The 23970-nt window shown below is 54.8% G+C and carries 19 protein-coding genes; 7 read left to right on the forward strand and 12 right to left on the reverse strand.

Features of this window, described 5'->3' with window-relative positions; translation table 11 throughout:
- The first annotated feature begins 159 nt into the window (after window positions 1-159).
- From AC0TOF_RS12605 to AC0TOF_RS12635, 7 genes are all read left to right on the forward strand, one after another.
- Entirely contained in the window at window positions 160-1200 is a 1041-nt protein-coding gene (locus AC0TOF_RS12605) for an isopenicillin N synthase family dioxygenase (RefSeq protein ID WP_473768615.1), read from the forward strand.
- Between the two features lie 427 nt (window positions 1201-1627).
- Window positions 1628-3250 carry an amidohydrolase gene (locus AC0TOF_RS12610; RefSeq protein ID WP_473768616.1) on the forward strand — a complete coding sequence of 541 codons (1623 nt, stop codon included), beginning with the start codon at window positions 1628-1630 and terminating at the stop codon, window positions 3248-3250.
- 144 nt (window positions 3251-3394) lie between these two features.
- A complete protein-coding gene (locus tag AC0TOF_RS12615; RefSeq protein WP_473768495.1) occupies window positions 3395-4990 on the forward strand; it encodes an ABC transporter substrate-binding protein in 1596 nt (531 codons plus the stop codon).
- 93 nt (window positions 4991-5083) lie between these two features.
- The gene (locus AC0TOF_RS12620) at window positions 5084-6019 is read left to right on the forward strand and encodes an ABC transporter permease (RefSeq protein ID WP_122001871.1); all 936 of its coding nucleotides are present in this window, start codon (window positions 5084-5086) and stop codon (window positions 6017-6019) included.
- Between the two features lie 4 nt (window positions 6020-6023).
- Entirely contained in the window at window positions 6024-6845 is an 822-nt protein-coding gene (locus AC0TOF_RS12625) for an ABC transporter permease (RefSeq protein ID WP_122001870.1), read from the forward strand.
- Complete coding sequence (locus tag AC0TOF_RS12630; RefSeq protein WP_473768496.1) at window positions 6842-7822, forward strand: ABC transporter ATP-binding protein; 981 nt, start codon at window positions 6842-6844, stop codon at window positions 7820-7822. The genes AC0TOF_RS12625 and AC0TOF_RS12630 overlap by 4 nt, the downstream gene beginning before the upstream one ends.
- Window positions 7815-8801 (forward strand): ABC transporter ATP-binding protein, encoded by a 987-nt coding sequence (locus AC0TOF_RS12635; RefSeq protein WP_473768497.1) that lies wholly within the window; start codon window positions 7815-7817, stop codon window positions 8799-8801. Before AC0TOF_RS12630 ends, AC0TOF_RS12635 begins: the two co-directional genes overlap by 8 nt.
- A gap of 59 nt (window positions 8802-8860) precedes the next feature.
- On the opposite strand, the gene AC0TOF_RS12640 is transcribed toward AC0TOF_RS12635, so the two are convergent.
- The 12 genes from AC0TOF_RS12640 to AC0TOF_RS12695 form a co-directional block, all read right to left on the reverse strand.
- The gene (locus AC0TOF_RS12640; protein WP_473768498.1) at window positions 8861-10306 is read right to left on the reverse strand and encodes an aldehyde dehydrogenase family protein; all 1446 of its coding nucleotides are present in this window, start codon (window positions 10304-10306) and stop codon (window positions 8861-8863) included.
- A 122-nt stretch (window positions 10307-10428) separates the two neighbouring features.
- Complete coding sequence (locus AC0TOF_RS12645; RefSeq protein ID WP_122001867.1) at window positions 10429-10833, reverse strand: DUF3775 domain-containing protein; 405 nt, start codon at window positions 10831-10833, stop codon at window positions 10429-10431.
- Between the two features lie 67 nt (window positions 10834-10900).
- Entirely contained in the window at window positions 10901-11602 is a 702-nt protein-coding gene (locus AC0TOF_RS12650) for a response regulator transcription factor (protein WP_122001866.1), read from the reverse strand.
- Window positions 11599-14304, reverse strand: coding sequence for a DUF4118 domain-containing protein (locus AC0TOF_RS12655; protein ID WP_473768499.1), 2706 nt, complete (start codon window positions 14302-14304; stop codon window positions 11599-11601). The genes AC0TOF_RS12650 and AC0TOF_RS12655 overlap by 4 nt, the downstream gene beginning before the upstream one ends.
- A gap of 50 nt (window positions 14305-14354) precedes the next feature.
- On the reverse strand, window positions 14355-14924 hold the full coding sequence (gene kdpC, locus AC0TOF_RS12660) for a potassium-transporting ATPase subunit KdpC (RefSeq protein ID WP_473768500.1): 570 nt from the start codon (window positions 14922-14924) through the stop codon (window positions 14355-14357).
- Window positions 14925-14935: 11 nt separating this feature from the next.
- On the reverse strand, window positions 14936-16990 hold the full coding sequence (gene kdpB / locus AC0TOF_RS12665) for a potassium-transporting ATPase subunit KdpB (RefSeq protein WP_473768501.1): 2055 nt from the start codon (window positions 16988-16990) through the stop codon (window positions 14936-14938).
- A 126-nt stretch (window positions 16991-17116) separates the two neighbouring features.
- Window positions 17117-18820, reverse strand: a complete 1704-nt coding sequence (kdpA, locus tag AC0TOF_RS12670; protein WP_473768502.1) for a potassium-transporting ATPase subunit KdpA — start codon at window positions 18818-18820, stop codon at window positions 17117-17119.
- Between the two features lie 50 nt (window positions 18821-18870).
- On the reverse strand, window positions 18871-18960 hold the full coding sequence (gene kdpF / locus AC0TOF_RS12675) for a K(+)-transporting ATPase subunit F (RefSeq protein WP_473768503.1): 90 nt from the start codon (window positions 18958-18960) through the stop codon (window positions 18871-18873).
- A 266-nt stretch (window positions 18961-19226) separates the two neighbouring features.
- A complete protein-coding gene (locus AC0TOF_RS12680) occupies window positions 19227-20882 on the reverse strand; it encodes an FAD-binding dehydrogenase (RefSeq protein WP_473768504.1) in 1656 nt (551 codons plus the stop codon).
- Window positions 20883-20968: 86 nt separating this feature from the next.
- The gene (locus AC0TOF_RS12685) at window positions 20969-21730 is read right to left on the reverse strand and encodes a sulfite exporter TauE/SafE family protein (RefSeq protein ID WP_473768505.1); all 762 of its coding nucleotides are present in this window, start codon (window positions 21728-21730) and stop codon (window positions 20969-20971) included.
- 72 nt (window positions 21731-21802) lie between these two features.
- Entirely contained in the window at window positions 21803-22657 is an 855-nt protein-coding gene (locus AC0TOF_RS12690) for a branched-chain amino acid aminotransferase (RefSeq protein ID WP_473768506.1), read from the reverse strand.
- 226 nt (window positions 22658-22883) lie between these two features.
- Window positions 22884-23804 carry a DMT family transporter gene (locus AC0TOF_RS12695; RefSeq protein WP_473768507.1) on the reverse strand — a complete coding sequence of 307 codons (921 nt, stop codon included), beginning with the start codon at window positions 23802-23804 and terminating at the stop codon, window positions 22884-22886.
- Between the last annotated feature and the right edge of the window lie 166 nt (window positions 23805-23970).

Consider the following 23970-nt stretch of genomic DNA (forward strand, 5'->3'; position numbering starts at 1 on the left):
CCTGAAGCTCTCGAGTATGGCACGCCCATGCTTTGGCTACTCATTTCGGAGGCTTTATTTTCTCCCGTAAGTTTGATTGTAGCAGTGAGGCATCGCTGCCCATCCTGCCAATCATCGCGTCGCACGCCGCTCACGTTGAAAATCTTCCGGGAGATACCATTGACTATACATACCGCGCCAATCAATCTGCCTTTGCTCGATCTATCGCGTTTCAACGGGAGAGCTGACGAGCGTGCCAACTTTGTCGCGGAACTGCGCCAGACGCTTCACGACCATGGCTTCTTTTATCTTACTGGCCATGGCGTCGATCCGAAACTCGTGGAAGACGTGGTAACCACGGCAAAGAAGTTCTTCGCGCTGCCCGCGGAAGAAAAACTCAAAATAGAAATGGTCAAGTCGCCCCATTTTCGCGGTTACAATCGCGCTGGCTTTGAGCGGACCCGTGGCCAGCAGGATTGGCGTGAACAGCTGGATATCAACACGGAATTGGAACCGGTTATATTAGGTCCGGACAGTCCGGCATGGAAGCGTCTGATCGGCCCGAATCAATGGCCTGAGGCTTTGCCCGAGCTCAAACCCTTGCTGCTTGCGTATCAGGCTGAGGTGACGCGTGTTGGCATTGATATTCTGAAAGCCATCGCTGCCGCATTGGGGCAGCCGGAAGATTTTTTTGCCCAGATTTATGAACCGCATCCGTCTCAACTCTTGAAGATCATTCGTTATCCGGGCCGCGACGTCGCTGAAAGCGAGCAGGGAGTGGGGGCCCATAAGGACGGTGGCTTCGTTACTGTTCTCTTGCAGGATGTCGTTCCCGGCTTGCGCGTCCAGCGCGAAGATGGCGAATGGATCGATGCGCCTCCGGTTCCTGGTACCTTTGTCATCAATACCGGCGAACTACTTGAGCTTGCCACTAACGGGTTTGTGCGGGCTGATGTACATGGCGTCGTCGCGCCTCCGGCGGGTGTTGAACGTTTCTCCGTCGCTTTCTTTCTTGGCGCCCGATATGATGCGACCATTCCAGTTATCGATTTGCCTGATGAGTTGAAGATCAAGGAACGCGGCGTGACCGTCGATGCCCTAAATCCGATTTTTCGTGAGGTCGGCGCAAACAACCTTAAGAGTCGCCTCCGGTCCCATCCAGATGTCGCGCGCGTACATCATGCAGATTTGCTGACGCCTGAACAATTGGCAGAACATTAAGGCGGAGCGGCATATTGAGCGGCTGATACACCATGTTTAAACCCCTTCCTTGGCGGCCGATTGTGCTGGTGGCCATTGGTCGCCAAGGAAGGGGTCGGGGGTATGCCGTTATTCGGGGTTTTGATTTGTGACGCTCAAATGAGTCCCTCTGCGGATATTTCGTCTGTTGGCGGGCATTTAAAAGCTGCGATTGCTGACAGGGCAGAAGCATCGAGTGCCCAATTTGGCAGCAGGCTTTGTCGATTTGATCTGAAAGCGCGGCTCCGCTTTGCGAAAATTTCGGCAAATTGACCGTATAGTTGTCATTTTGAACAATTTGCTCCCTAGAAATTTAACAAATCCACGGCTTGATCGTTCAATGCATCAATGAAAATCTCCCTAAACTTATAAAGCGTGACTTAGGGAGGGGATCGCTGAAATGCCTGTAATGCCCGAATTGTATGCCGATACCATAATTTATAACGGTACGATCTGGTGTGGATATGAGGAGGGCACGGTCGAAGCCTTGGCTATCTGGCAAGGCAAGGTGCTCGCGACAGGCACAAAGGACCAGATTTGGTCATTGAAAGGCAGCAATACACGTCTGATCGATCTGAAAGGCCGCTTCGCCACGCCCGGACTGAACGATGCCCATCTACATCTTATTTCGGTTGGGCTTACGCTAAAGTGGATCGACGCGACGCCGCAGGCAGCACCGACCTTGCAAAGCTTGCTCGATGCCATTCGAGACAAGGCGGCTTCGGTCCCTCAGGGAACATGGATCAGAGCCCGCGGCTATGATCAGACCAAGCTTGATGTAGGCCGCCATCCGCATAAGTCCGAACTTGATGCGGTTGCTCCAAACAATCCTGTCATGCTTGTACGGGCTTGCGGTCACGTATCCATTTTTAATTCGAAAGCGTTTGAACTGGCCGGTATCGATGAAAATTCGCCGGTGCCGGAAGGTGGACTGATCGAGCAGAAAAATGGTGTTCTGACCGGAATGGTTGCGGAAAATGCCCAGGGAGCCGTTCGTAAGGCAATCCCTCAGGCAACCACGGAAGAAATGATTGAAGCCATTGAGGCCGCAGGCGAACTGCTTCTTTCCTATGGCATTACCAGCGTTATGGATGCCGCTGTCGGCCAGGTTGCGGGCTTCGATGAGATTCGTGCCTATAATCTCGCCAAACTGGAGAAGCGCTTGCCGGTACGTACCTGGCTTGTGCTTCTTGGCGACCCCGGTCCTTCCATTGTCGAGGAATGCTATAAAGCTGGTCTTGTGTCGGGTGTAGGCGATGACATGCTGACGGTCGGTGCCGTCAAGATTTTCCTCGACGGCTCGGCAGGTGGACGGACTGCGTGGATGAGCAAGCCTTATCTCGGCGATGATAATAATATCGGTGTCCAGATATTGCCGGACGCGGAATTGGAAGCGTTGGTGCTGGATGCTCACAAGAAGGGCTACCAACTGGCATGCCACGCTATCGGCGACGCTGCGATCGGCCAGCTCATCACAGCCTATGAAAAGGCACTCGCCGCCTATCCCGATCCGGATCGCCGCCACCGTATCGAACATTGCGGCTTTTCCACGCCGGAACAGCACGGGCGGATGAAAAAGGCTGGTATTTATCCATGCCCGCAGCAGGTTTTCATATACGATTTCGGCGATGCCTATATTTCGGTTCTGGGTGAGGAGCGAGCTCTCTCAAGCTATCCGCTGAAGACCTGGAAAGAGCTTGGTTTCAAGCCAGCGACCGGCAGCGATGCACCGGTATGTCACCCGAATCCCTATCCGAACATCTATTCGATGCTGACCCGCGAAACTGGCAAGGGAACCGTGATGGATGCCCGCGAATGCGTGACCATTGAAGAGGCTCTTCAGGTTTACACGGAGTTCGGAGCCTTCTCTCAGAAGCTGGAGAATGTGAAGGGCAAGCTCGTACCCGGACAGGTTGCCGATATCGCAGTTTTCTCGCGCAACATGCTCACGGCCAAGCCGCAAGAAATTCTCAACGATACGCATTGCGTTCTTACCATGCGTGGCGGTGAGGTTGTGTTCGAACGGTCGTGAAGAAATGCCTCCATATCTGGAAGCAACAAAAAGAATTGAAGTGTAAACGCTTCGGAGAAAATTCGGTCAACTTGGTTTCTACCAAGCTGACCGAATAAACGGTTCATCTGGATCGCAAGAACAATACTTATGAAGGGGAACAATATGAGAAAATTCACTTTGCTGGCCGCGCTGTCCGCGGTTCTGTTGGCCGGAACGGCTGCTTATGCTGCCGACGAGCCGCGTCCGGGAGGTGTCATCAATTTCGTAGCACCTTATGGCGACAGCTTCTCGACGCTTGATATTCAGGCGTCGCCTGCCACGCAGGATGAGTTTTACGCGAAGGCTATCCATCGTACGCTCTATGATTGGGACGCTGATCTGAACAAGCCGGTACTCGGTCTTGCCACCGACGTCACGGTGTCTGACGACAGGCTCGTTTATACCTACAAACTTCGTCCTGATGCATTTTTTCACAACGGAAAGCCACTGACTGCCGATGACATTATCTGGAGCTACACCCGGATAATGGACCCCAAAAAGGCATTTCCACCGGCACGTTATATTGCAGAAATCAAGGGTGCCGAGGAATACACGCAGGGCAAGGCCAAGGAAATTTCCGGCCTGAAAAAGATTGACGACCATACCCTCGAAATCACGCTGAAGCAGCCGATTGACCCAGGCTTCCAGTTCATGCGCAATAATACTGCCATTTATCCGGCAGGCGAGGGGGATAGCGAGGAGTTCCAGCGTCACCCTATTGGTCTTGGACCTTACAAATTTGCGGAATATGTTCCCGGCTCCCGCCTGACGGTCGAGAAGTGGGATAAATACTATGAAAAAGGTAAGCCTTACGCCGACAAGGTCAATATATTGATCATGGGTGACGCTGCGGCACGCGACGTTGCGTTCCGCAACAAGGAAATTGACGTGGCTGTGCTTGGGCCGGCGCAATACACGGCCTACCTTGCCGACCCCGAAATTGCCAAGAATATGGTTGAGGTGGCTGAAGTTTATACACGGGCCGTCGGCTTCAATCCGGATTTCAAACCGTTCCAGGACAAGCGTGTCCGTCAGGCAATCAACTACGCCATTGATAGTGATCTCATCATCAAGCGCCTCGTCAAGGACAAGGCTTATCGCGCAGTCGGTTGGCTTCCAAACTCGTCGCCCGCCTTCGACAAGGATGCAAAGCCTTATCCATATGATCCTGAAAAAGCGAAGGCTTTGCTTGCTGAAGCCGGATATCCTGACGGCTTTGAGTTTGAGTTGACCGCGACGCAGAACGAAAGCTGGGGTTTGACCATCGTTCAGGCGATCATTCCGATGCTCGCCAAGGTCGGCATCAAGGTGAAGGCAAAGCCGGTCGAAGCGTCTGTGCTGGCCGATGTGGTTCCTGCTGGTAATTTCCAGGCTTATATGTGGTCACTTGAAAGTGGCCCGGATGCGCTGACGGCCATGCAGTGTTTCTATTCCACGACACCACAATCTGCATGTAACTATCAGAAGTTCTCCAATGCCGAGTTCGACAAGATTGTCGATGCAGCAAAACTGGCCAAAACCGAAGAGGAAAAGAACGAGCTTCTGAAGAAAGCCAACAACCTGTTGCAGGAAGAAGCGCCGGTATGGTTCTTCAATTACAACAAGGCTGTTATGGCGCATCAGCCATGGTTGCATGGTTTGCAACCAAATTCGGCGGAACTCGCAATTCAGTCCTACGAAAAACTTTGGGTTGACGACACGGTTCCGTCTGGTCGCTAACTTCGGCTGATCTGGATCGGCCCGCTCGATTTCGGGCGGGCCACTCATCCCCTTTGCTCGGGCGTTTTTGCGCTGATCCAAAAGGAGGACCATGTGCTCTATTTTATTCTTCGGCGCGTCCTGCAGATGATACCGACGGTTGTCGCGGTGTCTCTGCTGATCTTCGTCATTTTCAGTGTTGTTCCCGGCAGCATCGCCTCCGGCCTTATTGCCAATGGCAAGGGGATGAACGACCCGAAGATGGTCGAAAAGATCACTCAGGAGTTCGGCCTCGACAAGCCTGTTCATGTCCGTTTCGGCAATTACCTGGTTCAGCTGGCGCAGTTTGATCTCGGCACGTCCTATCGATCAAGGCAGCCGGTTGTCTCGCTTATTCAGGAGCGCATGTGGCCCACGCTGAAGCTCGCTTTTGCAGCCATGGGATTTGCGATCCTGATAGGTGTGCCACTTGGGTTTCTCGCCGCGCTCAAGCCGGGAAGCGTGCTTGACAGCGTCACCATGATAGGAGCGGTTTCTGGCCTCTCACTGCCGCAGTTCTGGCTTGGCTTGCTGGCTATGTATCTCTTTGCACTGACACTTGGATGGTTGCCAAGCTTTGGCTATGGCGACGGCGGCATCAGAAACATCATTCTACCCGCATTGACGCTGGGGGTTGCACCTCTGGCTTTGCTGGCAAGGACGACGCGTGCAGCGGTGCTTGAAGTGATGGGGGCCGATTTCATCCGTACTGCCCGTTCGAAAGGTATGAACAGTTTCAAGCTGGTGAAGTGGCACGTCATGCGCAATGCGCTGGTGCTGATCATTACGACAATCGGTTTGCAATTCGGATCGATGATGGGGCAGGCCGTGGTGGTGGAGAAGCTGTTCTCCTGGCCGGGCCTCGGCTCTTTGCTTATCGATAGCGTTTCTTTGCGCGATATTCCCGTCGTGCAGGGGGCAATTCTCGTGATCGTTTTGTGGTTTCTGGTGATCAATACGATCGTTGACATTCTCTACGCGGTTATCGATCCGCGCATAAGCCACGAGTGAGCCCATGAAGCTGCGTTTCAATCTCGTATTCGGTGGGTTCGTGTGTATAGTCATCGTGGCGGCGGCCGTCTTTGCGCCGCTGCTTGCCCACTATAACCCGGTCCTCGATGCCGATCTGATGAATGCCGAATTGCCGCCGGACGCACAGTTCTGGTTCGGAACGGATGCACAAGGTCGCGATGTCTATTCGCGCATTCTCTATGGTGCGCAAGTGTCTTTGACTGTTGGCGTCGTCTCGCAGTGCATCAACACGGTTATTGGCCTCTGTTTTGGCATTTCCGCCGGTTATTTCGGCGGCTGGTGGGATGACTTCGTCAATGGCCTGACCAATCTGATGCTGGCAATACCGTCGCTGATCTTCGCTTTGGCGATCATGGCCGTTCTCGGCCCCGGTTTGCCGAGTCTTTTACTCGCACTTGGTCTCACGAACTGGTCGTGGACTTGTCGCATTGCGCGCAGTTCCACCCTCTCACTCAAGAAACAGGGCTATATTCAGGCCGCCAAGATGCTTGGCTATAGCGATGTCCGCATCATGATCACGCAAATTGTGCCGAACATGATCGGCCCGATCCTCGTTATCGGCACATTGGGAATGGGCGATGCTATCCTTGCTGAAGCCGCACTTTCCTATCTTGGCCTTGGCATCAGTCCGCCAGATCCAAGTTGGGGCAATATGCTTACGGATGCGCGTGAGTTGATCGTGAACGCGCCCTGGGCTGCGGTCTTCCCCGGCCTTGCTATCTTTTTCACGGTGCTTGGACTCAATTTGTTCGGGGACGGTCTTCGCGACTGGCTCGATCCGCATATGAGGACGCGCAAGGTATGAGCGAGCAAACACTTCTTGAGGTCGAGAACCTGCGGATCGACATTGTGTCCGGTTCGAGCAAACACAATGTAGTCGAAGACGTATCGTTCACCATCGATGCGGGCGAGACATTCGGACTGGTTGGAGAATCCGGTTGCGGAAAGAGCATCACCGCACTGTCGATGATAGGGTTGCTGCGCAAGCCACTGTCGATAACGGGCGGGGCTATACGCTTCAAAGGTCAGGATCTGCGATCCATGTCGTCGCGCGAAATGCAAAAGTTGCGTGGCAATCGTATCGCCATGATCTTTCAGGAGCCGATGACAGCCCTCAATCCGCTGTCGCCTGTGGGGCGGCAGATTGCGGAAATGTTCGTGCTGCATCAGGGCGCGACCTGGCATGAGGCGGAGCGTAAGGCGGTCGAAGCACTAGCCAATGTCCAGGTTCCCGCGCCAGAGCAACGCGTGAAGAATTATCCGCATCAGATGTCTGGCGGCATGCGCCAGCGCGTTATGATCGCTATCGCGCTTGCATGCAACCCGGATCTGCTGATTGCCGATGAGCCTACGACGGCGCTTGATGTGACGGTTCAGGCGGAAATCCTGCGACTGATGCAGGAACTTTGCTCGGCGCGCGGGACATCTGTTCTCATGATCAGCCACGATCTTGGGGTCATCGCAAAAATGTGCCGTCGCGTGGGTGTGATGTATGCCGGGCATTTGGTCGAAGAACGTATCACGGCGGGCCTCTTTCATCATCCGGCGCACCCTTATGCGCATGGGCTTCTGGCGTCGCTCCCGCAACTTGGTTCTCGCCAGAAAGAAGGCCAGTTGCGGCTTCAGGAGATCGAAGGCGTCGTGCCATCCATTTCCGCTTTTCCAAAGGGCTGCAGGTTTGAGCCGCGTTGCGCGCGCGCAACCGATATTTGCCGCGCACAAAAGCCGGGCTGGACACCGCTGGAGGATGCCGGCGTGGTGAGGTGTTTCCATCATGAATGATATGCATTCAACCAAATTGGCAGAGCCCTTGATCCACATCGATGACGTCTGCGTTTACTTCCCAGTAAGCGGTGGCATTTTCAGTCGCTCCAAGCAATTGCTGCGCGCGGTCAATAATCTCAGCCTGACACTCAATAAAGGCGAATGCCTGTCGATTGTGGGTGAATCCGGTTGCGGCAAATCCACGCTCGCTCTCTCTATAGTGGGCTTGCAGAAACCGACCAGCGGACAGATTTATTTCGAAGGACGTCCGATTACTGGCAAGAGCGAACCCTCGCGGCTGGAACGGGCAAAGATGGCGCAGATGGTCTTTCAAGATCCGTTTGCATCACTCAATCCACGCCAGACGGTCTATACATCACTTGCTGCACCATTGCGGTTGCATGGTGTGAACTCGCGCAGTGAAGTTGATGGCCGCGTCGAGGAAATTCTGCGTCTCGTCGGTTTGAAGCCTGAGCAGGCGAAACGTTTTCCGCATGAATTCTCCGGTGGACAGCGTCAACGTATCGGGATTGCCCGTGCCTTGCTGCTGAACCCGAAGGTCATTGTGCTCGATGAGCCTGTTTCCGCGCTTGATGTCTCGATCCGGGCGCAGATCATCAACCTGCTTCTGGAGCTGAAAGAACGACTTGGGCTTTCCTACATCATGATCAGCCATGATCTGAGTGTCGTGGAGCATATGAGCGATCGGGTCGCTGTCATGTATTTTGGCCAGATTGTTGAGAGTGGACCGTGGGATCGCATATTTTCAAATCCGACCCATCCTTATACGCGGCGACTGATTTCTGCCATTCCCGATCCGATGACGGAATTGACTGGCGGCCGTCTGATTGACGATACAAGCCCGCCTCAAGCACCGGAAGGTTTTGCGTTTTATCCAGAAAGTTTCGGTACGCATAACGTACACGAGGTGCCGCCGCCAACGCAGTTTGTTGATATCGGCGGCGACCAGCGTATTCGCGTTATTGAGAAAGCCTGACCTGAAGTGGAAGATTCATCAAAGCGCCGTCAGGCAGCGCTTTGATGAATGAATGTGGATCAGCCGCTAATGAGCTTCACTTCCATAAAGTCTTCGAGGCCCCATTTTCCACCTTCGCGACCATTACCCGATTGCTTGTAGCCTCCGAACGGGCTGCCAGGCGCGCGGGACGTTCCATTGATCTGAATCATGCCAGCGCGCAGTTTACGAGCCACACGCTTTGCGCGTTCCGGGCTGCCGGTCTGAATATAGGCGGCAAGTCCGTAAGGCGTATCGTTCGCAATGGTGATCGCCTCTTCTTCCGTATCGAACGGGATCATGGCAAGCACTGGACCGAAGATTTCCTCACGAGCAATCGTCATATTATTGTTAACATCGGCAAAGACCGTCGGCTTGACGAAATCGCCCTCGGAGAAACCATCGGGACGGCCGGTTCCGCCCGCCACAAGACGCGCCCCTTCTTCAATGCCTTTCTGAATCAGTTTTTGAACTTTCTCGAACTGGATCGAAGAAGAAAGCGGGCCGATATGATCGCCTTCCTCTGCGGGATCACCGACCTTCGTGCCTTCGGCCACTTTCTTGGCTAGCTCTACCGCCTTGTCATACACCGTGCGTTCTACAAGCATGCGCGTCGGCGCATTACAGGATTGCCCGGTATTTTCGAAACAATGAGCAAGACTGCGCGCAATGGTTTTTTCGAGGTCGGCATCGGCAAAAACGATGTTTGGTGATTTGCCGCCAAGCTCGAGCGACACCCGCTTGACGGTGGCTGCGGCAGCTCTTGAAACGGCCGTTCCAGCTCGTGTCGAACCGGTGAAAGACATCATGTCGACGTCTGGATGCTGCGATAGTGCTTCGCCAACAACAGGGCCTTCACCGTTAACGAGATTAAATACGCCCTTCGGAAAACCCGCCTGATCGACAAACTCGGCAAAGAGCATGGCCGACATAGGCGCAATTTCGGAAGGCTTCAACACGACCGTGCAGCCAACCGCCAATGCGGGAACAACTTTCAGTGCGATCTGGTTCATCGGCCAGTTCCACGGCGTTATAAGGCCGCACACACCGATTGGTTCGTGAACCACGGTCTGGTTCGGATATTTGGGGGAAAGGATTTCCTCAAATTCGAAATTCTCGAAAGCGGCAATGAAAGCCTCGGTATGCGAAAGGCCAGCTGCCGCCTGCGATTCCCGAGCGAGCGTAATTGGCGCACCCATTTCGAGTGAAATGGTCTTGGCCATTTCATCCAGACGGGCTTCGTAGATTTCGACGAGACGCCGTATATACCCGATACGCTCGGCTGCCGGTGTCTCGCTCCAGGAGGGGAAAGCCTTGCGAGCTGCTGCGACCGCCAGGTCTATGTCTTTCGCAGAGCCGGCCGAGATAACGGCGTATGGCTTTTCATTGGCAGGATTGATGACCTCAATGGATTTGGCTTCTATGGGCGCACGCCATGCCCCGTCGATATAGAAATCCGTTTTTTGGGTGAGGTTCTTCTGAAGCATCGTGCCGTCCTCCATCACGCTTGATTTTCCGGGTCAGGGAAGCCAACCCAAGTTGTTCGCAACACTAATGCTCGGACATGGCAGCGTCAAAACAGAACGGTACATGGATGTATCAATTTTTCTTATTCATTATCGTAAGCTTCGATTTCAATGCCCAAAGCCGCCAGTCCTTCCTCCAGGTAATCTCCCAGAAGTGGCGTGCCGATAAGATATTTGGCCTCCCGGCCATTGTCCCGGTCGGCCGCAGTTGAAAGAGCTTCGTCCCACTCGTCGGCGCTGAAATCACCACGCCCCACCCACATGAGCGCCAACAGCTCCTGCCGCTCGTCAATGTTGAGGGATCGAATTGCGGCAAAGAGTTCCTTGCGGGTAGGGTTTGCCAGTGAGGCGTCGAGAATGTCGATTTCATTGTCGTCACTGGCATTGGAGCCGGTTTCTTCATCCACTGCAGGAACCTGGACATCATACTCCCGGGCTTTGGCGATGATGAATTCGAGATTCTCGATATTGTTGACCAGCTCGACCACGATTGTCTCCGTCACCTTTGTTGTTGGATAAACAACGCTTGGAAAAGGCCTTGGTTCCGGCTGTCTCTCAAAGGGCTGGGTCGGCTTCGCGCAGCCTGTATCCGACGCCTGTTTCTGTCAGGATATAATGCGGCTGATCCGGAATTTTTTCAATCTTTTGCCGTAACTGCCGAACATAAATGCGAAGATATTGTACGTCTGCGGCTGGCCCCCAAACCTGGCTGAGAATGAAGTGATGCGTCAGCACTTTTCCTGCATGCTGTACCAGCAGGCGCAATATGTCGTATTCCTTGGGCGACAGCTTGATTTCCTCATTGTCGAGTTTCACAATCCGGCGCACAAGATCAACCGTCAGGCCGTCGCTTTGGAAAAGTGGTTTTTCACCCTGCTGTTGCAGCCGGTGACGCAGAGCAACGCGCAAACGTGCGGCAAGTTCTTTCATGCCAAATGGTTTGGGGACGTAATCGTCGGCCCCTTCCTCAAGCGCACGGACGATCCCGGCCTCGTCCGTACGACTTGAAAGGATGAGGATAGGCAAGGTTATCCCATTTTCTCTCCAGCGTTGCAGCAGCGTGTGCCCATCAGTATCCGGAAGCCCCAGATCGAGTAGCACGATGTCTGCTTTTTCAGCAGCAAGATACCTGTCCGCTTCGTCGCCATTTACCGCTTCGATGACGGTATAACCCTCTGTTGTCAGTCCGACCCGGAGCAGTTTGCGGATAGCTGGTTCATCATCCACGACCAGAATTTTCAATTTGGGATCGTTCATGATTTTCTGTCAGTTTCGTCAGTGAGGATGGGCAATGTGATCGTGAATATGGCACCGGCGTCGTCATGCCGATTGCCCGCCCTGATCGATCCCCCTACGGCCTCTATAAACCCTCGTGCAATTGAAAGACCAAGGCCGGTGCCTGCTTGCACGTGATCGCCCTTACGCACACGATAGAACGTATCGAATACGCGTTCCAGATCGTCAGGCGGAATACCCGGACCCCGATCGCTGATTTCCAGCGTGATACGGGACGGGCTCGCATGAGCGGCTATCACAATAGGTGTGTTCGCAGGCGCATATTTGGCTGCATTGTCGAGCAGATTGAACAAGGCCTGTTCGAACAGGACGGCATCAAGTTGAACCATGGGCAGGTTGGCGGGAACAGCAACATGCACCTGATGATGGGCCAGTATTTTGGCGGCACGGTTCAGCGCGGTTCCGACAAGATCGCCGACATAGTGAAATGATAGATTGGGCTTCATCGCTCCCGCTTCGATCCGCGTCATATCGAGGAGGTTGGCAATGAAACGGTTCAGGCGCTCGGACTGGTCAACGACTGTTGCCACCAGCTCGGAACGATCCGCATCGGGCAAAGACGCGGAATAATCGCGCAGCGTCGTTGCCGCACCCAGAATGGCTGCAAGGGGCGTTTTCAAATCGTGCGAGATCGATGTGAGCAGGGCCGAACGCAGCTTGTCAGCTTCGGCAGCGAGTTTTGCGCGCTCCACATCGCCGACGAGTTGGACGCGTTCAATGGCAATTGCCGCCTGATCGGCCAAGGCTTCAAAGAGACGTTGCTGTTCAGGTGTGAGAATAGGCCCCATGCGATCATTGTCGAGACCGATGACACCCACCGATGTTCTCGCGGTCTTGAGAGGCAGATAAAGCCGCTTGGCACCCGGCAGCGTATTGGCGCCCCGCCCAGCGGGAAGGTCGTGTTCCCAGGTCCAGTGCGCGGCAGCGATGTCGGCGTCATCCAAAGTGTCATCCGGTGGATAACCGCCCCGGACCGCGATGCTGTTTCCTTCAGGCAGGAGGATCACGACCCGCACTTTGAGCATGGACGCGATCTGGAATGCGGTTGCCCAAAGCACATCGTCAAGCGAGCCAGTTCCAGCCAGCTTTTTGCTGAACAGATACAGATCTTCCGTCATACGTGCGCGCTGGCGCGCGGCTGCGGCCTGCCGTTGGACCCGGCTCGCAAGATTGCTGGCAATGAAACTCACAAACAGGAAGAACGCCAGCGCTACGACACTTTCCGGATCGGCAATGGAAAGAGTGTAAAGTGGAGAGAGAAAAAAGAAATTATAGGCAAATGCGCTGATTACTGATGCAAAAAGCGCAGGCCAGAGACCAAGTGTAACGGCAACACCAAGCACACCGACAACAAACACCAACGCTATGCTGCGCACATCCAGAAACTGGTCGAGCAGCAGCCCGCAGACAAGTGCTGTGGCTGTTATCGCGATGCCGATTACATATGGTGCGATGTCAGGGGAGGCCTTCTGTCTGGCGGTATTGACCTTACGAGGAGTACTCGCGTTTTCATGCTCGACACCCGCTGTTATGTGGATATCAATGGCACCGGAAAGCCGCACAAGTTCCCGGGCAATGGAGCCGTCGATCATTTCACGCCAGCGTGACTTTATAGACTTTCCAGCGACGATCTGCGTGAAATTGTGGGCCGAAGCGTAGCGAACAATGTCTTCAGCAACGGACTGACCCGGAATGACGATTGTTTCTCCTCCAAGCTGTTCGGCAAGCCTTAGAGCTGTTGCAAGCCTGTCTTTTGCTTCCTCGGCAAGCCCGGCAGACCGCGCCGTTTCGATGTGGATTGCGGCCCATGGCGCACGAAGACGATCTGCAAGCCGACGCGCATAGCGAACCAGCGATATGCTGCGCGGTCGCTCATCGACTGCAACCAGTATGCGGTCGCCGGCGGCCCACGGTCCTTCAATGGCATGAGCGCGCATATGGCTGAGGAGTTGCTCATCCACGCGCTGTGCAGTGCGGCGCAGCGCCAGTTCACGCAATGCCGTGAGATTTCCCGGAGAAAAATAGTTGCGGATCGCCCGTTTGGCAGTCTTAGGGAGATAGATCTTGCCTTCATTGAGGCGCTTGATGAGATCGTTTGGCGTGAGATCGATGAGTTCGATATCGTCGGCACGGTCGATGATGCTATCGGGCACCGTTTCACGCACACGGATGCGCGTGATCTGCGCCACGACGTCATTGAGGCTTTCGACATGTTGGATATTGAGCGTTGTGTAAACGTCGATGCCGCGCGCCAGAATTTCCTCTACATCCTGATACCGTTTCGGGTGTCTGCTGCCGGGCGCATTTGTATGGGCCAGTTCGTCCACCAGAACCAGTTGCGGCTTGCGGGCGAGTATCGCATCGATATCCATTTCATCGAGAAGATGACCGCGATAAGCCACTTGCGCGCGCGGGACAATCTCAAGCCCTTCCGTCAAGGCTTCGGTTTCAGCCCGTCCGTGCGTTTCGACCATGCCGATGACGACATCTATTCCGTCGGCTTTGCGCGCACGACCCGACATCAACATTTCATAGGTTTTACCGACACCCGGAGCGGCACCGAGAAATATTTTCAGGTGGCCACGCGTTTCGCGTTCCGCCTGTTCCAGCAGGGCGTCGGGTGAGGGTCTGTTATCGCTGGGGCGAAGCGGGTCCGATGTCAAACAAGGCTCCTGGCAGGGAGGGGCGGCAAATCATGCCGCCACCAGTTATTCTACTTGCTACCGGTCCTGTCCAGAACAAGGTTCAGCTTCAAAACGTTGACCACTGGTTCACCGAGGAAACCAAGTTCGCGGGCTTCAACCTGTTGTTCGACTATCCCGCGCAAAGCGGCTTCCTCAATCCCGCGCGCTTTTGCGACGCGAGGTATTTGATAGAATGCGGCTTCTGGCGAAATATGCGGATCAAGGCCGCTTGCGGATGTTGTCACGAGGTCGACCGGCGGCGTGGAACCCTCGCTTTGCGTCAGGGCGGTGGCGTCGGTTTTGACTCGCTCAATCAGCTGTGGGTTGGTCGGCCCGAGATTGGAGCCACCGGAGCTTGCAGCGTCATAGCCGTCTTTTCCAGCGGCGGATGGGCGACCATGAAAATAGCGATCACTGGTAAAACCCTGTCCGATCAATTCGGAACCGACGATTTTGCCATTCTTTTCGATCAGGCTGCCATTGGCGCGAGCCGGAAAGATTGTCTGGGCGATACCTGTCATGCCGAGCGGATAAAGCAATCCTGTTATCATGGTGAGCGAAACAATCATGACGAGCGCTGGACGAAGCTGTTTCAGCATTTTGCAAATCCTTATGCGAGGCCAAGGGCAGTGATGGCCAGATCGATGGCCTTGATGCCGATGAAGGGAACGATGATGCCGCCCAGACCGTAGATCAGAAGATTGCGCGAAAGGAGAGCGCCTGCACCGACTGGCTTATAAGTGACGCCTTTCAAAGAAAGCGGGATCAGGGCCACAATGATCAAGGCGTTGAAGATGATGGCTGACAGGATGGCGCTCTGCGGTGTCGCAAGCCCCATGATATTGAGCGCGCCAAGCTGGGGATAGAAGGCTAGAAACATTGCCGGGATAATCGCGAAATATTTCGCAATATCATTGGCAATGGAGAAGGTCGTCAGTGCTCCCCGGGTCATCAGCAATTGCTTGCCGATTTCAACGATTTCGATGAGTTTGGTAGGATCACTGTCCAGATCGACCATATTACCCGCTTCACGCGCTGCAACCGTGCCGGTGTTCATGGCGACGCCGACGTCGGCCTGGGCAAGGGCAGGGGCGTCGTTGGTGCCGTCGCCGCACATTGCAACAAGCTTGCCCTTGGCCTGTTCCTCGCGGATCAGCGACAGCTTGTTTTCAGGCGTTGCCTGCGCAAGAAAATCGTCTACACCTGCTTCAGCAGCGATGGCCGCCGCAGTCATCGGGTTGTCGCCAGTAATCATGACCGTGCGGATGCCCATACGGCGAAGTTCCGCGAAGCGTTCACGGATACCGCCTTTGACGATGTCCTTCAGATGCACGACACCGAGAAGGCTCCCATCTTTGGCGACAGCAAGCGGTGTGCCACCCGCTTTTGCGATTGCATCAGCAGTAGATTGCAGTTCCGATACAGTTTTTTCATCGGTGTGGCTGCTCTGGCCTACATAAGTAAGCACGGCATCGACGGCCCCTTTGCGAATGACGGAACCTTCAATATCGACGCCACTCATGCGGCTTTGCGCTGTGAACGGCACAAAATGCGCGTGAAGCCCCTGCATGTCGCGGCCGCGCAAGCCATATTTTTCCTTGGCCAGAACAACGATAGAGCGGCCTTCCGGTGTTTCATCGGCAAGCGAGGCCAATTGGGCCGCATCGGCTAATGCCTGTTCCGTGACGCCGCCGACAGGGACAAAAGCAGTTGCCTGACGGTTTCCGAGCGTAATCGTGCCGGTCTTGTCGAGAAGAAGCGTGTCGACGTCACCTGCAGCCTCAACCGCACGGCCGGACATGGCAAGCACGTTGAAACGCACGAGACGGTCCATGCCTGCGATACCAATCGCAGAAAGCAGGGCGCCGATGGTGGTCGGGATCAAGGTGACGAAGAGTGCAACCAGAACCGTTACAGGAATATAGCCGCCTGCGTAGGTAGCAAAGCTCGGGATCGTCACGACGGCCAGAACGAATATCAGCGTCATACCTGCGAGCAGAATATTGAGCGCTATCTCATTTGGCGTTTTCTGACGCTCGGCACCTTCGACAAGGCTGATCATCTTGTCGATGAAGGTTGAGCCTTGCGCAGCTGTGATGCGAACCTTGATCCAGTCGGACAGAACCTGGGTTCCACCCGTAACGGCGGAGCGGTCGCCACCAGATTCGCGGATAACGGGTGCGGACTCGCCGGTAATTGCGGCTTCGTTGACGGATGCAACACCTTCGATGACCTCGCCATCCGAAGGGATGATGTCGTTGGCTTCTACCAGAACCACATCGCCGACTTTAAGGCTCATTCCCGGCACGTTTTTCCAGTTTTGTTCTTCTGGATTGTCCAAAAGTTTCGCCTGCGTTTCTGTCCGTGTTCGGCGCAATGAATCCGCTTGTGCCTTGCCCCGGCCTTCGGCGACCGCTTCGGCAAAATTTGCGAACAGAACTGTGAACCACAACCAGAGAACAATCTGGAACGAAAACCCGACATTCGGATTGCCGGCAGCAACGTCTTTCAGAAGCAGGAGAGTTGTCAGCATCGAAACAACTGCAACCACGAACATGACCGGATTGCGTGCAAGACTCTTTGGATTGAGCTTGCGAAATGCGTCGCCAATAGCGGGTAAAAGGATGCGGGCATCGAGAATGCTCGCGGATTTGGACTGGCTCATAACAGAGGCTCCAGTAAAATTACATTTCCGTTCGGAAAGCTCAGATCAACCCGGCAAGCTGAACCGCGAGAAGAAGCACGGTCGCAGCCAGAAGGATCGAGAGAATGCAGCTTGAAGGTTTGAGCATCAGAATATCTGCCCCTCAATCAGCGCGAAATGTTCGGCAACCGGTCCAAGCGCCAGCGCCGGGAAAAAGATCAGGCCCCCAACTACAAGAATGACACCGATCAGCAGGCCGACGAAAAGCGGGCCGGTTGTGGGGAACGTGCCTGCCGATTGCGGAGCTGCTTTCTTGGCCACAAGCGAACCGGCGATTGCCATGGCAGGAACGATCACGAGAAATCGGCCCATCAGCATGGCGAGACCAATGGTGATGTTGTACCAGGGCGTATTGCCTGAGAGACCGCCGAAGGCTGAACCATTGTTCGCTGTGCCCGACGTATATGCATAGAGGATTTCCGAGAAACCATGTGGCCCGGGGTTGGCGATGGAGGCCAGACCTGTCGGAAGAACCGAAGCGATGGCCGTAAAACCCAGGATTGACAGCGGAAGACACAGAACGGCGAGCATCGCCATTTTCACTTCCTTGGCTTCGATCTTCTTGCCCAGATATTCAGGCGTGCGTCCAACCATCAGTCCGGCAACGAAAATGGCAACGACGACGAACAGGACGATACCGTAGAAGCCCGCGCCGACACCGCCGATGATGATCTCACCCAGCATCATATTGATCATGGGGATCATTCCGCCGAGCGCCATCATGCTGTCATGCATAGCGATCACTGCCCCGCATGATGCCGCAGTCGTAACGACCGCAAAAAGCGCAGACATCCCAATGCCGAAGCGCGTTTCCTTGCCTTCCATGTTGCCGCCATCGATCCCAAGCGCATGGATGAGGGGATTACCCGCCGCTTCCGCCCAGTAGCAGATTGCAACACCAGCGACGAACAATATGCCCATGGCGGTAAAGATCGCCCAGCCTTGGCGCTCGTTGCCAACCATTCGTCCGAAGACGTTGGTGAGCGACGCGCCGATGGCGAAAATCGCGACCATCTGGATCATGTTGGAGATGGCATCGGGGTTTTCGAAGGGATGCGCCGAATTGGCATTGAAGAACCCGCCGCCATTGGTGCCAAGCATCTTGATCGCTAATTGCGAAGCCACCGGCCCGAGTGCGATCACCTGTCTTGCACCCTCCAGCGTCGTTGCTTCGGCATAAGAGCCAATGGTTTGCGGCACACCGAGGCTGACAAAAACGAGGGTAATGATAATACACAACGGCAAGAGAACGTAGAGCGTGCAGCGTGTAAGATCGACCCAGAAATTCCCGAGTGTCTTCATGGATTTGCGCGAGAACGCTCTAATGAGCGCGATAGCAATCGCAACGCCCGTCGCGGCTGAGACGAAATTCTGTACTGTCAGCCCCGCCATTTGGGTCAGGTAGGACATGGTGCTTTCGCCGCCATAGTTCTGCCAGTTGGTATTGGTGACGAAACTGGAAGCAGTGTTGAAGGCAAGGTCTGCCGGAACGTTGCTCATACCCATTGGATTGAACGGCAGGGAACCTTGAAACCGTTGCAGCATGTAAAGCAGCAGAAAGCCGGCCAGATTGAATAGCAGCATGGAGACGGTATAAGTCGTCCAATGCTGTTCTTCTCGTTCACTTGTGCCAGCGAGGCGATAAAGCCCTCGCTCAACCGGAACAAGGATCGGTGAAAGGAACGTCCGTTCACCGCTGAAAAGGCGCGTCATATAGCCACCGAGCGGCCTGACGAGCAAAATGATGATCCCGCAAAAAACGAGGATCTGAATCCATCCATTGAGTGTCATGATTTTTTCCGAGGCCAGAAAGGCTGCCGATTACGCGGATTGAGCCGGGTCTAAAACCGCTCCGGTCTTACAAGCGCGTAAAGGAGATAGACGGCTATGAAGGCCGCGACCAAAGCGCCAGCGATATATTCGATCATCATGGCGATGCCTCAAAGCCTTTCGCAGATGCGCAGATAGCCGAACAACATCGCGAAAAAGCCGACACCGATCGCAAGGACGGCGAAATCCATAATCATGCTTGAATTGCCCGAAAGGGCTCCCTGTTTCTTACAGGGACATTATGGCGCCGCATGGCATAGGGTTTCGAGAGCGGGCTAGGTGCCAAAAAATAAAAATCTCATATATGGAATACGGACGAGGGGAGAACAGCCTGTATGTTGCACCTCTGGCTGTTTAGGAATTAGTGCTATGTTGCCGCAACAGCCGTACGACCGGCTATGCGCCCCGAAAAAATGCAGCCGCCAAGAAATGTGCCCTCGAGCGCATTATATCCGTGATAACCGCCGCCGCCAAAGCCGGCGGCCTCGCCTGCCGCGTATAGGCCAGGCACCTTTTCGCCAGCCTCATTCAGCACTTGTGCGTCCAAATCGGTATGCAGTCCACCAAGTGTCTTGCGTGTCAGAATATGAAGTTTGACGGCAATCAGTGGGCCGTTCGAGGGTTCCAGCAGAGGATGCAGCGGCACTGCGCGCGTGAGACGATCGCCGATATAGGCCCGGGCATTATGGATCGCCATCACCTGGGCATCCTTGGAATAGCGGTTCGCCGTCTCGCGATCTCGAGCTTCGATTTGGTTGCGGATATGGTCAGTTCTGAGAAGCTTGTCTCCTGTCAATCCATTCATTTTTGCAACGAGCTCATCCAGATTCCCGGCTGTAATGAAATCTGCTCCATTGTCCAGAAATGCCTTGACGGGCGGTGGCGGCGCTTTGCCGAGACGGCTTTTCAGCAATAGCTTCCAGTTTTTGCCAGTGAGATCGGGGTTTTGCTCCGATCCTGATAGGGAGAATTCCTTGCGGATGATTTTCTCAGTCAGGATGAACCAGGAATAGTCGTAGCCGGTGGAAAGAATGTGCTTGAGCGTGCCAAGCGTGTCGAAGCCCGGGAGATAAGGAGCGGTGAGGCGGTTACCCTTGGCGTCAAACCACATCGAGGATGGTCCCGGCAAAATACGAATGCCGTGGTTGGGCCAGATGGGATTCCAGTTGCGAACTCCCTCAGTATAGTGCCACATGCGATCGGCATTGATGACATGTCCTCCAGCAGCAACGGCGATATCGATACCGCGTCCGTCGACATGCGCCGGAACTCCCAACACCATTTCTTTTGGGGGATTGCCGAGTCTCTCGCGCGGCCATGCCCTTCGAACCTTGTCGGGATTACCACCTATGCCGCCGGATGTGACGATGACGCAGCCAGCGGAATAGGCAAACTCACCGACGACGTCGCGTGATGAAGATTGTCCGCGTTCGACCGTCGAGGGGGCGAGTACTTCTCCGTACACGCCGCTGACCCGGCCACCGGTCGTTGCGATGCTGTTGACCCGATGGCGGCACTTCAGGCTTATGAGGTTCTTGCCGATGGCTTCGCGAAGCGATCGTTCGAAAGGAGCCACAACCGCCGGCCCCGTGCCCCAGGTCACGTGAAAGCGGGGCACCGAGTTGCCATGCCCGTCAGCTGCTGCCCCGCCACGTTCTGCCCAGCCAACAACAGGAAACCAGCGCATGCCGAGACCATGGAGCCAAGGCCGCATTTCGCCCGCAGCGAATTCCAGATAGGACTCCGCCCAGCGTTTCGGCCAATGATCCTCGGGGCGGTCAAATTGCGCTGACCCGAACCAATCTTGCCGCGCTAGATCAATATTGTCCTTGATTCCAACGCGGCGCTGCTCGGGACTGTCGACCATGAACAATCCACCGAGAGACCAGAACGCCTGGCCGCCAATGGAATTCTCGCCTTCCTGTTCCAGAAGAATAACTTTGCGTCCAGCAGCAGCCAGTTCATGAGCCGCGGCAAGTCCGGCCAGGCCTGCTCCAACGATGATTGCATCCGCATCCGCCATCCCCGCTTCCTCTCTCCCCAAAAAGCGCTTGATAGGTGGCATGGTGACTGAACGAATGATGCGTTGCAAGCTACCGCTGAATCTCGTCAACCGAAGAAATAAGGTACAATCCAATCTGCAATGAGCTTGATGGAAAGCCCGAACAGGGTCAGCTGCACAAGCAAGAAAAATGGGCCATCCGGCATGATCCGGGTCAGCTTTGCGCCGACAAAGGTGCCGATGATTGCAGCGGGAACAAGCCAAAGGCCGAGTGATGTATCGAGATTGGAAAATTGCTGTAACTGCCAGTAGGGGACGAGCTTGACGGCGTTGACGATGGCAAAAAGTATAGTCGAAGTGCCGGCGAAGACCAGTTTCGGCAGATGCTGCGGCAGCACATACATCTGGAAGGGTGGCGCGCCGGAATGAGAGACAAAACTGGTCAAGCCCGTGAGTATGCCCCAGAAGACACCGCCCGGAACATCTGCCTTTCGTGCCTTTTTGCGATAACGTGCGCCGAACCATGCATTGAAGCAGAAAAGGATGCCCACCAATCCGACCAGCATCCCTATGAAAGTGGGCGACAGGTGGGCGCTGAACATCCAGCCGATGCCGACGCCGAAAATTGCCGCTGGCGTCAGGATTGCCAGATTGCGTGCGGAAAAGTGATGGCGATAAAGATACAGGCCGAACATATCGCTGATGACATAGATCGGAAGCAGAAGCGCTGCTGCGGTGACTGGAGAAATGACGAGCGCCATCAAGGGAACGGCAAGCGTTCCGACCGACGGCAATCCGCCTTTCGAAAGCCCGACGAGAAATGCCGCAATCACTGCGATCGCGAGAAACAAGGGCGCGTGCTCAATCATGTGGTTGTCGGGTCGGCTCTTGGGGAGGGGAAACACATCTCCGATCCAGACCGGAGATGTGTTGCTTGGATATCAGGCGTGAGCCCATTCCCAGTATAGCGCGCGGGCGCGTTTCGTCAGAGGGCCGTACTCAATTTTACGGTCATCAAAACCGATAATCGGAACGACCTTGCTCATATTGCCAGTAGAGAAGATTTCGTCCGCTTCGCGGAAATCCTGGACCTTCAAAGTGGTCTCATGAACGCTGACGCCTGCCGTTCTCAACAGGTTGATGACGCGCTGGCGCGTAATCCCGTTGAGGAATGTGCCATTGGGAACAGGCGTGAAAACCTCGCCGCCTCGCACCATGAAAACATTGGAGGTCGCAGTCTCCGCGACGTTGCCAACCACATCGGTCACCAGCGCATTGTGGAAACCCTTTGCCTTTGCCTCACGCAGCATCCGTGCGTTGTTCGGATAAAGACAGGCTGCCTTTGCATTGACCGGCATGACTTCCAGATATGGCCGACGGAACGATGTCGTGGTGATGGTGAAACCCTTCGGCTCGACCATGGGGATCGCTTCAAGGCAGAGTGCAAAATCCGTAGAGGATGCAAGCGGTGCAACAGTGCTGGCGTCACCTTCTTCCGCCCAATACATGGGGCGGATATAAACATCTGTTCCTGGCGCGAATTTTTTCAGGCCCTCGCGCGCAAGCGCCTCTATATCATTGGCAGTAAGCGTGGGTTCCAATCCCAAGGCACGGGCTGAATCATTGGCGCGGGCTGAATGCCGGTCAAGATCTGGCGTCACGCCTTCGAACAGGCGAGCGCCATCAAATACCAGCGAACCAAGCCAGGTCGCCTGAGAGGCCGCGCCGAGGATGCGTACGTCACCTTCACGCCATTCGCCCTTGTAATAGGTCCACATCGCCCGCTTGTCGGTCATTTCCTAGTCCTTTGACAAAATATTTCTCGTGCTTCTGCCTGCGTTGGAGCGCTTTCGAACACAGATCGCTATTGGAAAATGCTCGGAGCGCGACCGGGTGCGTTGAACCAGATTGACGACCCAAGCGCTTCTGTTTGAAGTATTATTTCATCGATCCTCTACAGGCTGGCGGCATGGTAGGGGGAGGCAACGTTGGATACAAGTGCGAACTTCTCCCCGCTCGCCTTCACGATTGTTCCATTTCATCTTTCACAAGCGCCGGAGTTGGTTCCGACGTGGCAACGGCCGGGGGGCCTTCGACGCCTCTTTGCCTTTCACGAATGAAGGTAAAGAGCCCTGAAATGGTGATCAGGACGATACCAATCGTCATTGGCATGTCTATGTGATCGTGGAAGACGAAATATCCAAAAAGGATCGCCCAGATCATCTGGCTGTATTGTGGGGAAGCGATCGCACTCGCGGGCGCGCGGTGAGCTGCAAGCATGAGCAGGATATTGGCGAGCGCGGCAAGAAGCCCATAACCCGCCAGATATACCCATTGTTCCGTATTGGGCACTTCGTAGGACGGGGCCATCAGAGCGCCGCAGATGATGATAGGGCCGACGAGGCCGCTCGTATAAAGCGATATTCGTTTTTCTTGTTTGCCCATGACGCGGAAGATGATGATGCTCATCGCCCCGCCCATGCCAGCGGCAAGTGCTCCGAGGTGGCCGATCGAGAGTTCCCTGAAGCCTGGGCGGAGCACAATCAGCACACCGGCAAAGCCGATCAAAACTGCCGACCATCGTCGCCAGCCGACCTGTTCTTTCAAGAAAACGACTGAAAGTATTGTCACATAGGCCGGGAGAAGGAAAATAAGGGCGAAGGCTTCCGCCATGGAAAGATGCGTGAATGCGGTGACGCTGCCTATGGTTCCCATGGCGGCTGTCACCGTCCGCAGCAGCCACATCTTTATATTGGTGGTGCGAAACATATCGAGCCAGACATCGCCAGCCTTTTTTGTAAAGGGAACAGCAAACAGGCCAAGCACCGCGCCGAAAAACGCTACTTCGTATGGCGACAATGTGCCATCAAGAAACTTGACGCAGGCGTCGCTGACAGCGAACGCCGCATAGGACGCAAACGCGAGAAAAATACCATAAAGCATGACGATGTCCGAAAGAAACGCGGAGGAGTTCGTTCCTATCGCTCCCTTAATCGATTAGAAGGCTATTGGCAAAAGACATTTCTGAAATTCTTCATTTGGGGTCAGGGGCCCATTTCTTGATGGGAATGGAAGTCCTCACTCCAAGTTTATATGCGGGCCATTGCTT

This window comes from Ochrobactrum sp. PL_is501, from assembly GCF_055816895.1.

Coding starts and splice junctions, on each gene's coding strand:
- AC0TOF_RS12610 (WP_473768616.1), top strand. CDS start 1,628: ATGCCCGAATTGTATGCCGATACCATAATTTATAACGGTACGATCTGG.
- AC0TOF_RS12615 (WP_473768495.1), top strand. CDS start 3,395: ATGAGAAAATTCACTTTGCTGGCCGCGCTGTCCGCGGTTCTGTTGGCC.
- AC0TOF_RS12625 (WP_122001870.1), top strand. CDS start 6,024: ATGAAGCTGCGTTTCAATCTCGTATTCGGTGGGTTCGTGTGTATAGTC.
- AC0TOF_RS12630 (WP_473768496.1), top strand. CDS start 6,842: ATGAGCGAGCAAACACTTCTTGAGGTCGAGAACCTGCGGATCGACATT.
- AC0TOF_RS12635 (WP_473768497.1), top strand. CDS start 7,815: ATGAATGATATGCATTCAACCAAATTGGCAGAGCCCTTGATCCACATC.
- AC0TOF_RS12640 (WP_473768498.1), bottom strand. CDS start 10,306: ATGCTTCAGAAGAACCTCACCCAAAAAACGGATTTCTATATCGACGGG.
- AC0TOF_RS12650 (WP_122001866.1), bottom strand. CDS start 11,602: ATGAACGATCCCAAATTGAAAATTCTGGTCGTGGATGATGAACCAGCT.
- kdpC (WP_473768500.1), bottom strand. CDS start 14,924: ATGCTGAAACAGCTTCGTCCAGCGCTCGTCATGATTGTTTCGCTCACC.
- kdpB (WP_473768501.1), bottom strand. CDS start 16,990: ATGAGCCAGTCCAAATCCGCGAGCATTCTCGATGCCCGCATCCTTTTA.
- kdpA (WP_473768502.1), bottom strand. CDS start 18,820: ATGACACTCAATGGATGGATTCAGATCCTCGTTTTTTGCGGGATCATC.
- kdpF (WP_473768503.1), bottom strand. CDS start 18,960: ATGATGATCGAATATATCGCTGGCGCTTTGGTCGCGGCCTTCATAGCC.
- AC0TOF_RS12680 (WP_473768504.1), bottom strand. CDS start 20,882: ATGGCGGATGCGGATGCAATCATCGTTGGAGCAGGCCTGGCCGGACTT.
- AC0TOF_RS12685 (WP_473768505.1), bottom strand. CDS start 21,730: ATGATTGAGCACGCGCCCTTGTTTCTCGCGATCGCAGTGATTGCGGCA.
- AC0TOF_RS12690 (WP_473768506.1), bottom strand. CDS start 22,657: ATGACCGACAAGCGGGCGATGTGGACCTATTACAAGGGCGAATGGCGT.
- AC0TOF_RS12695 (WP_473768507.1), bottom strand. CDS start 23,804: ATGCTTTATGGTATTTTTCTCGCGTTTGCGTCCTATGCGGCGTTCGCT.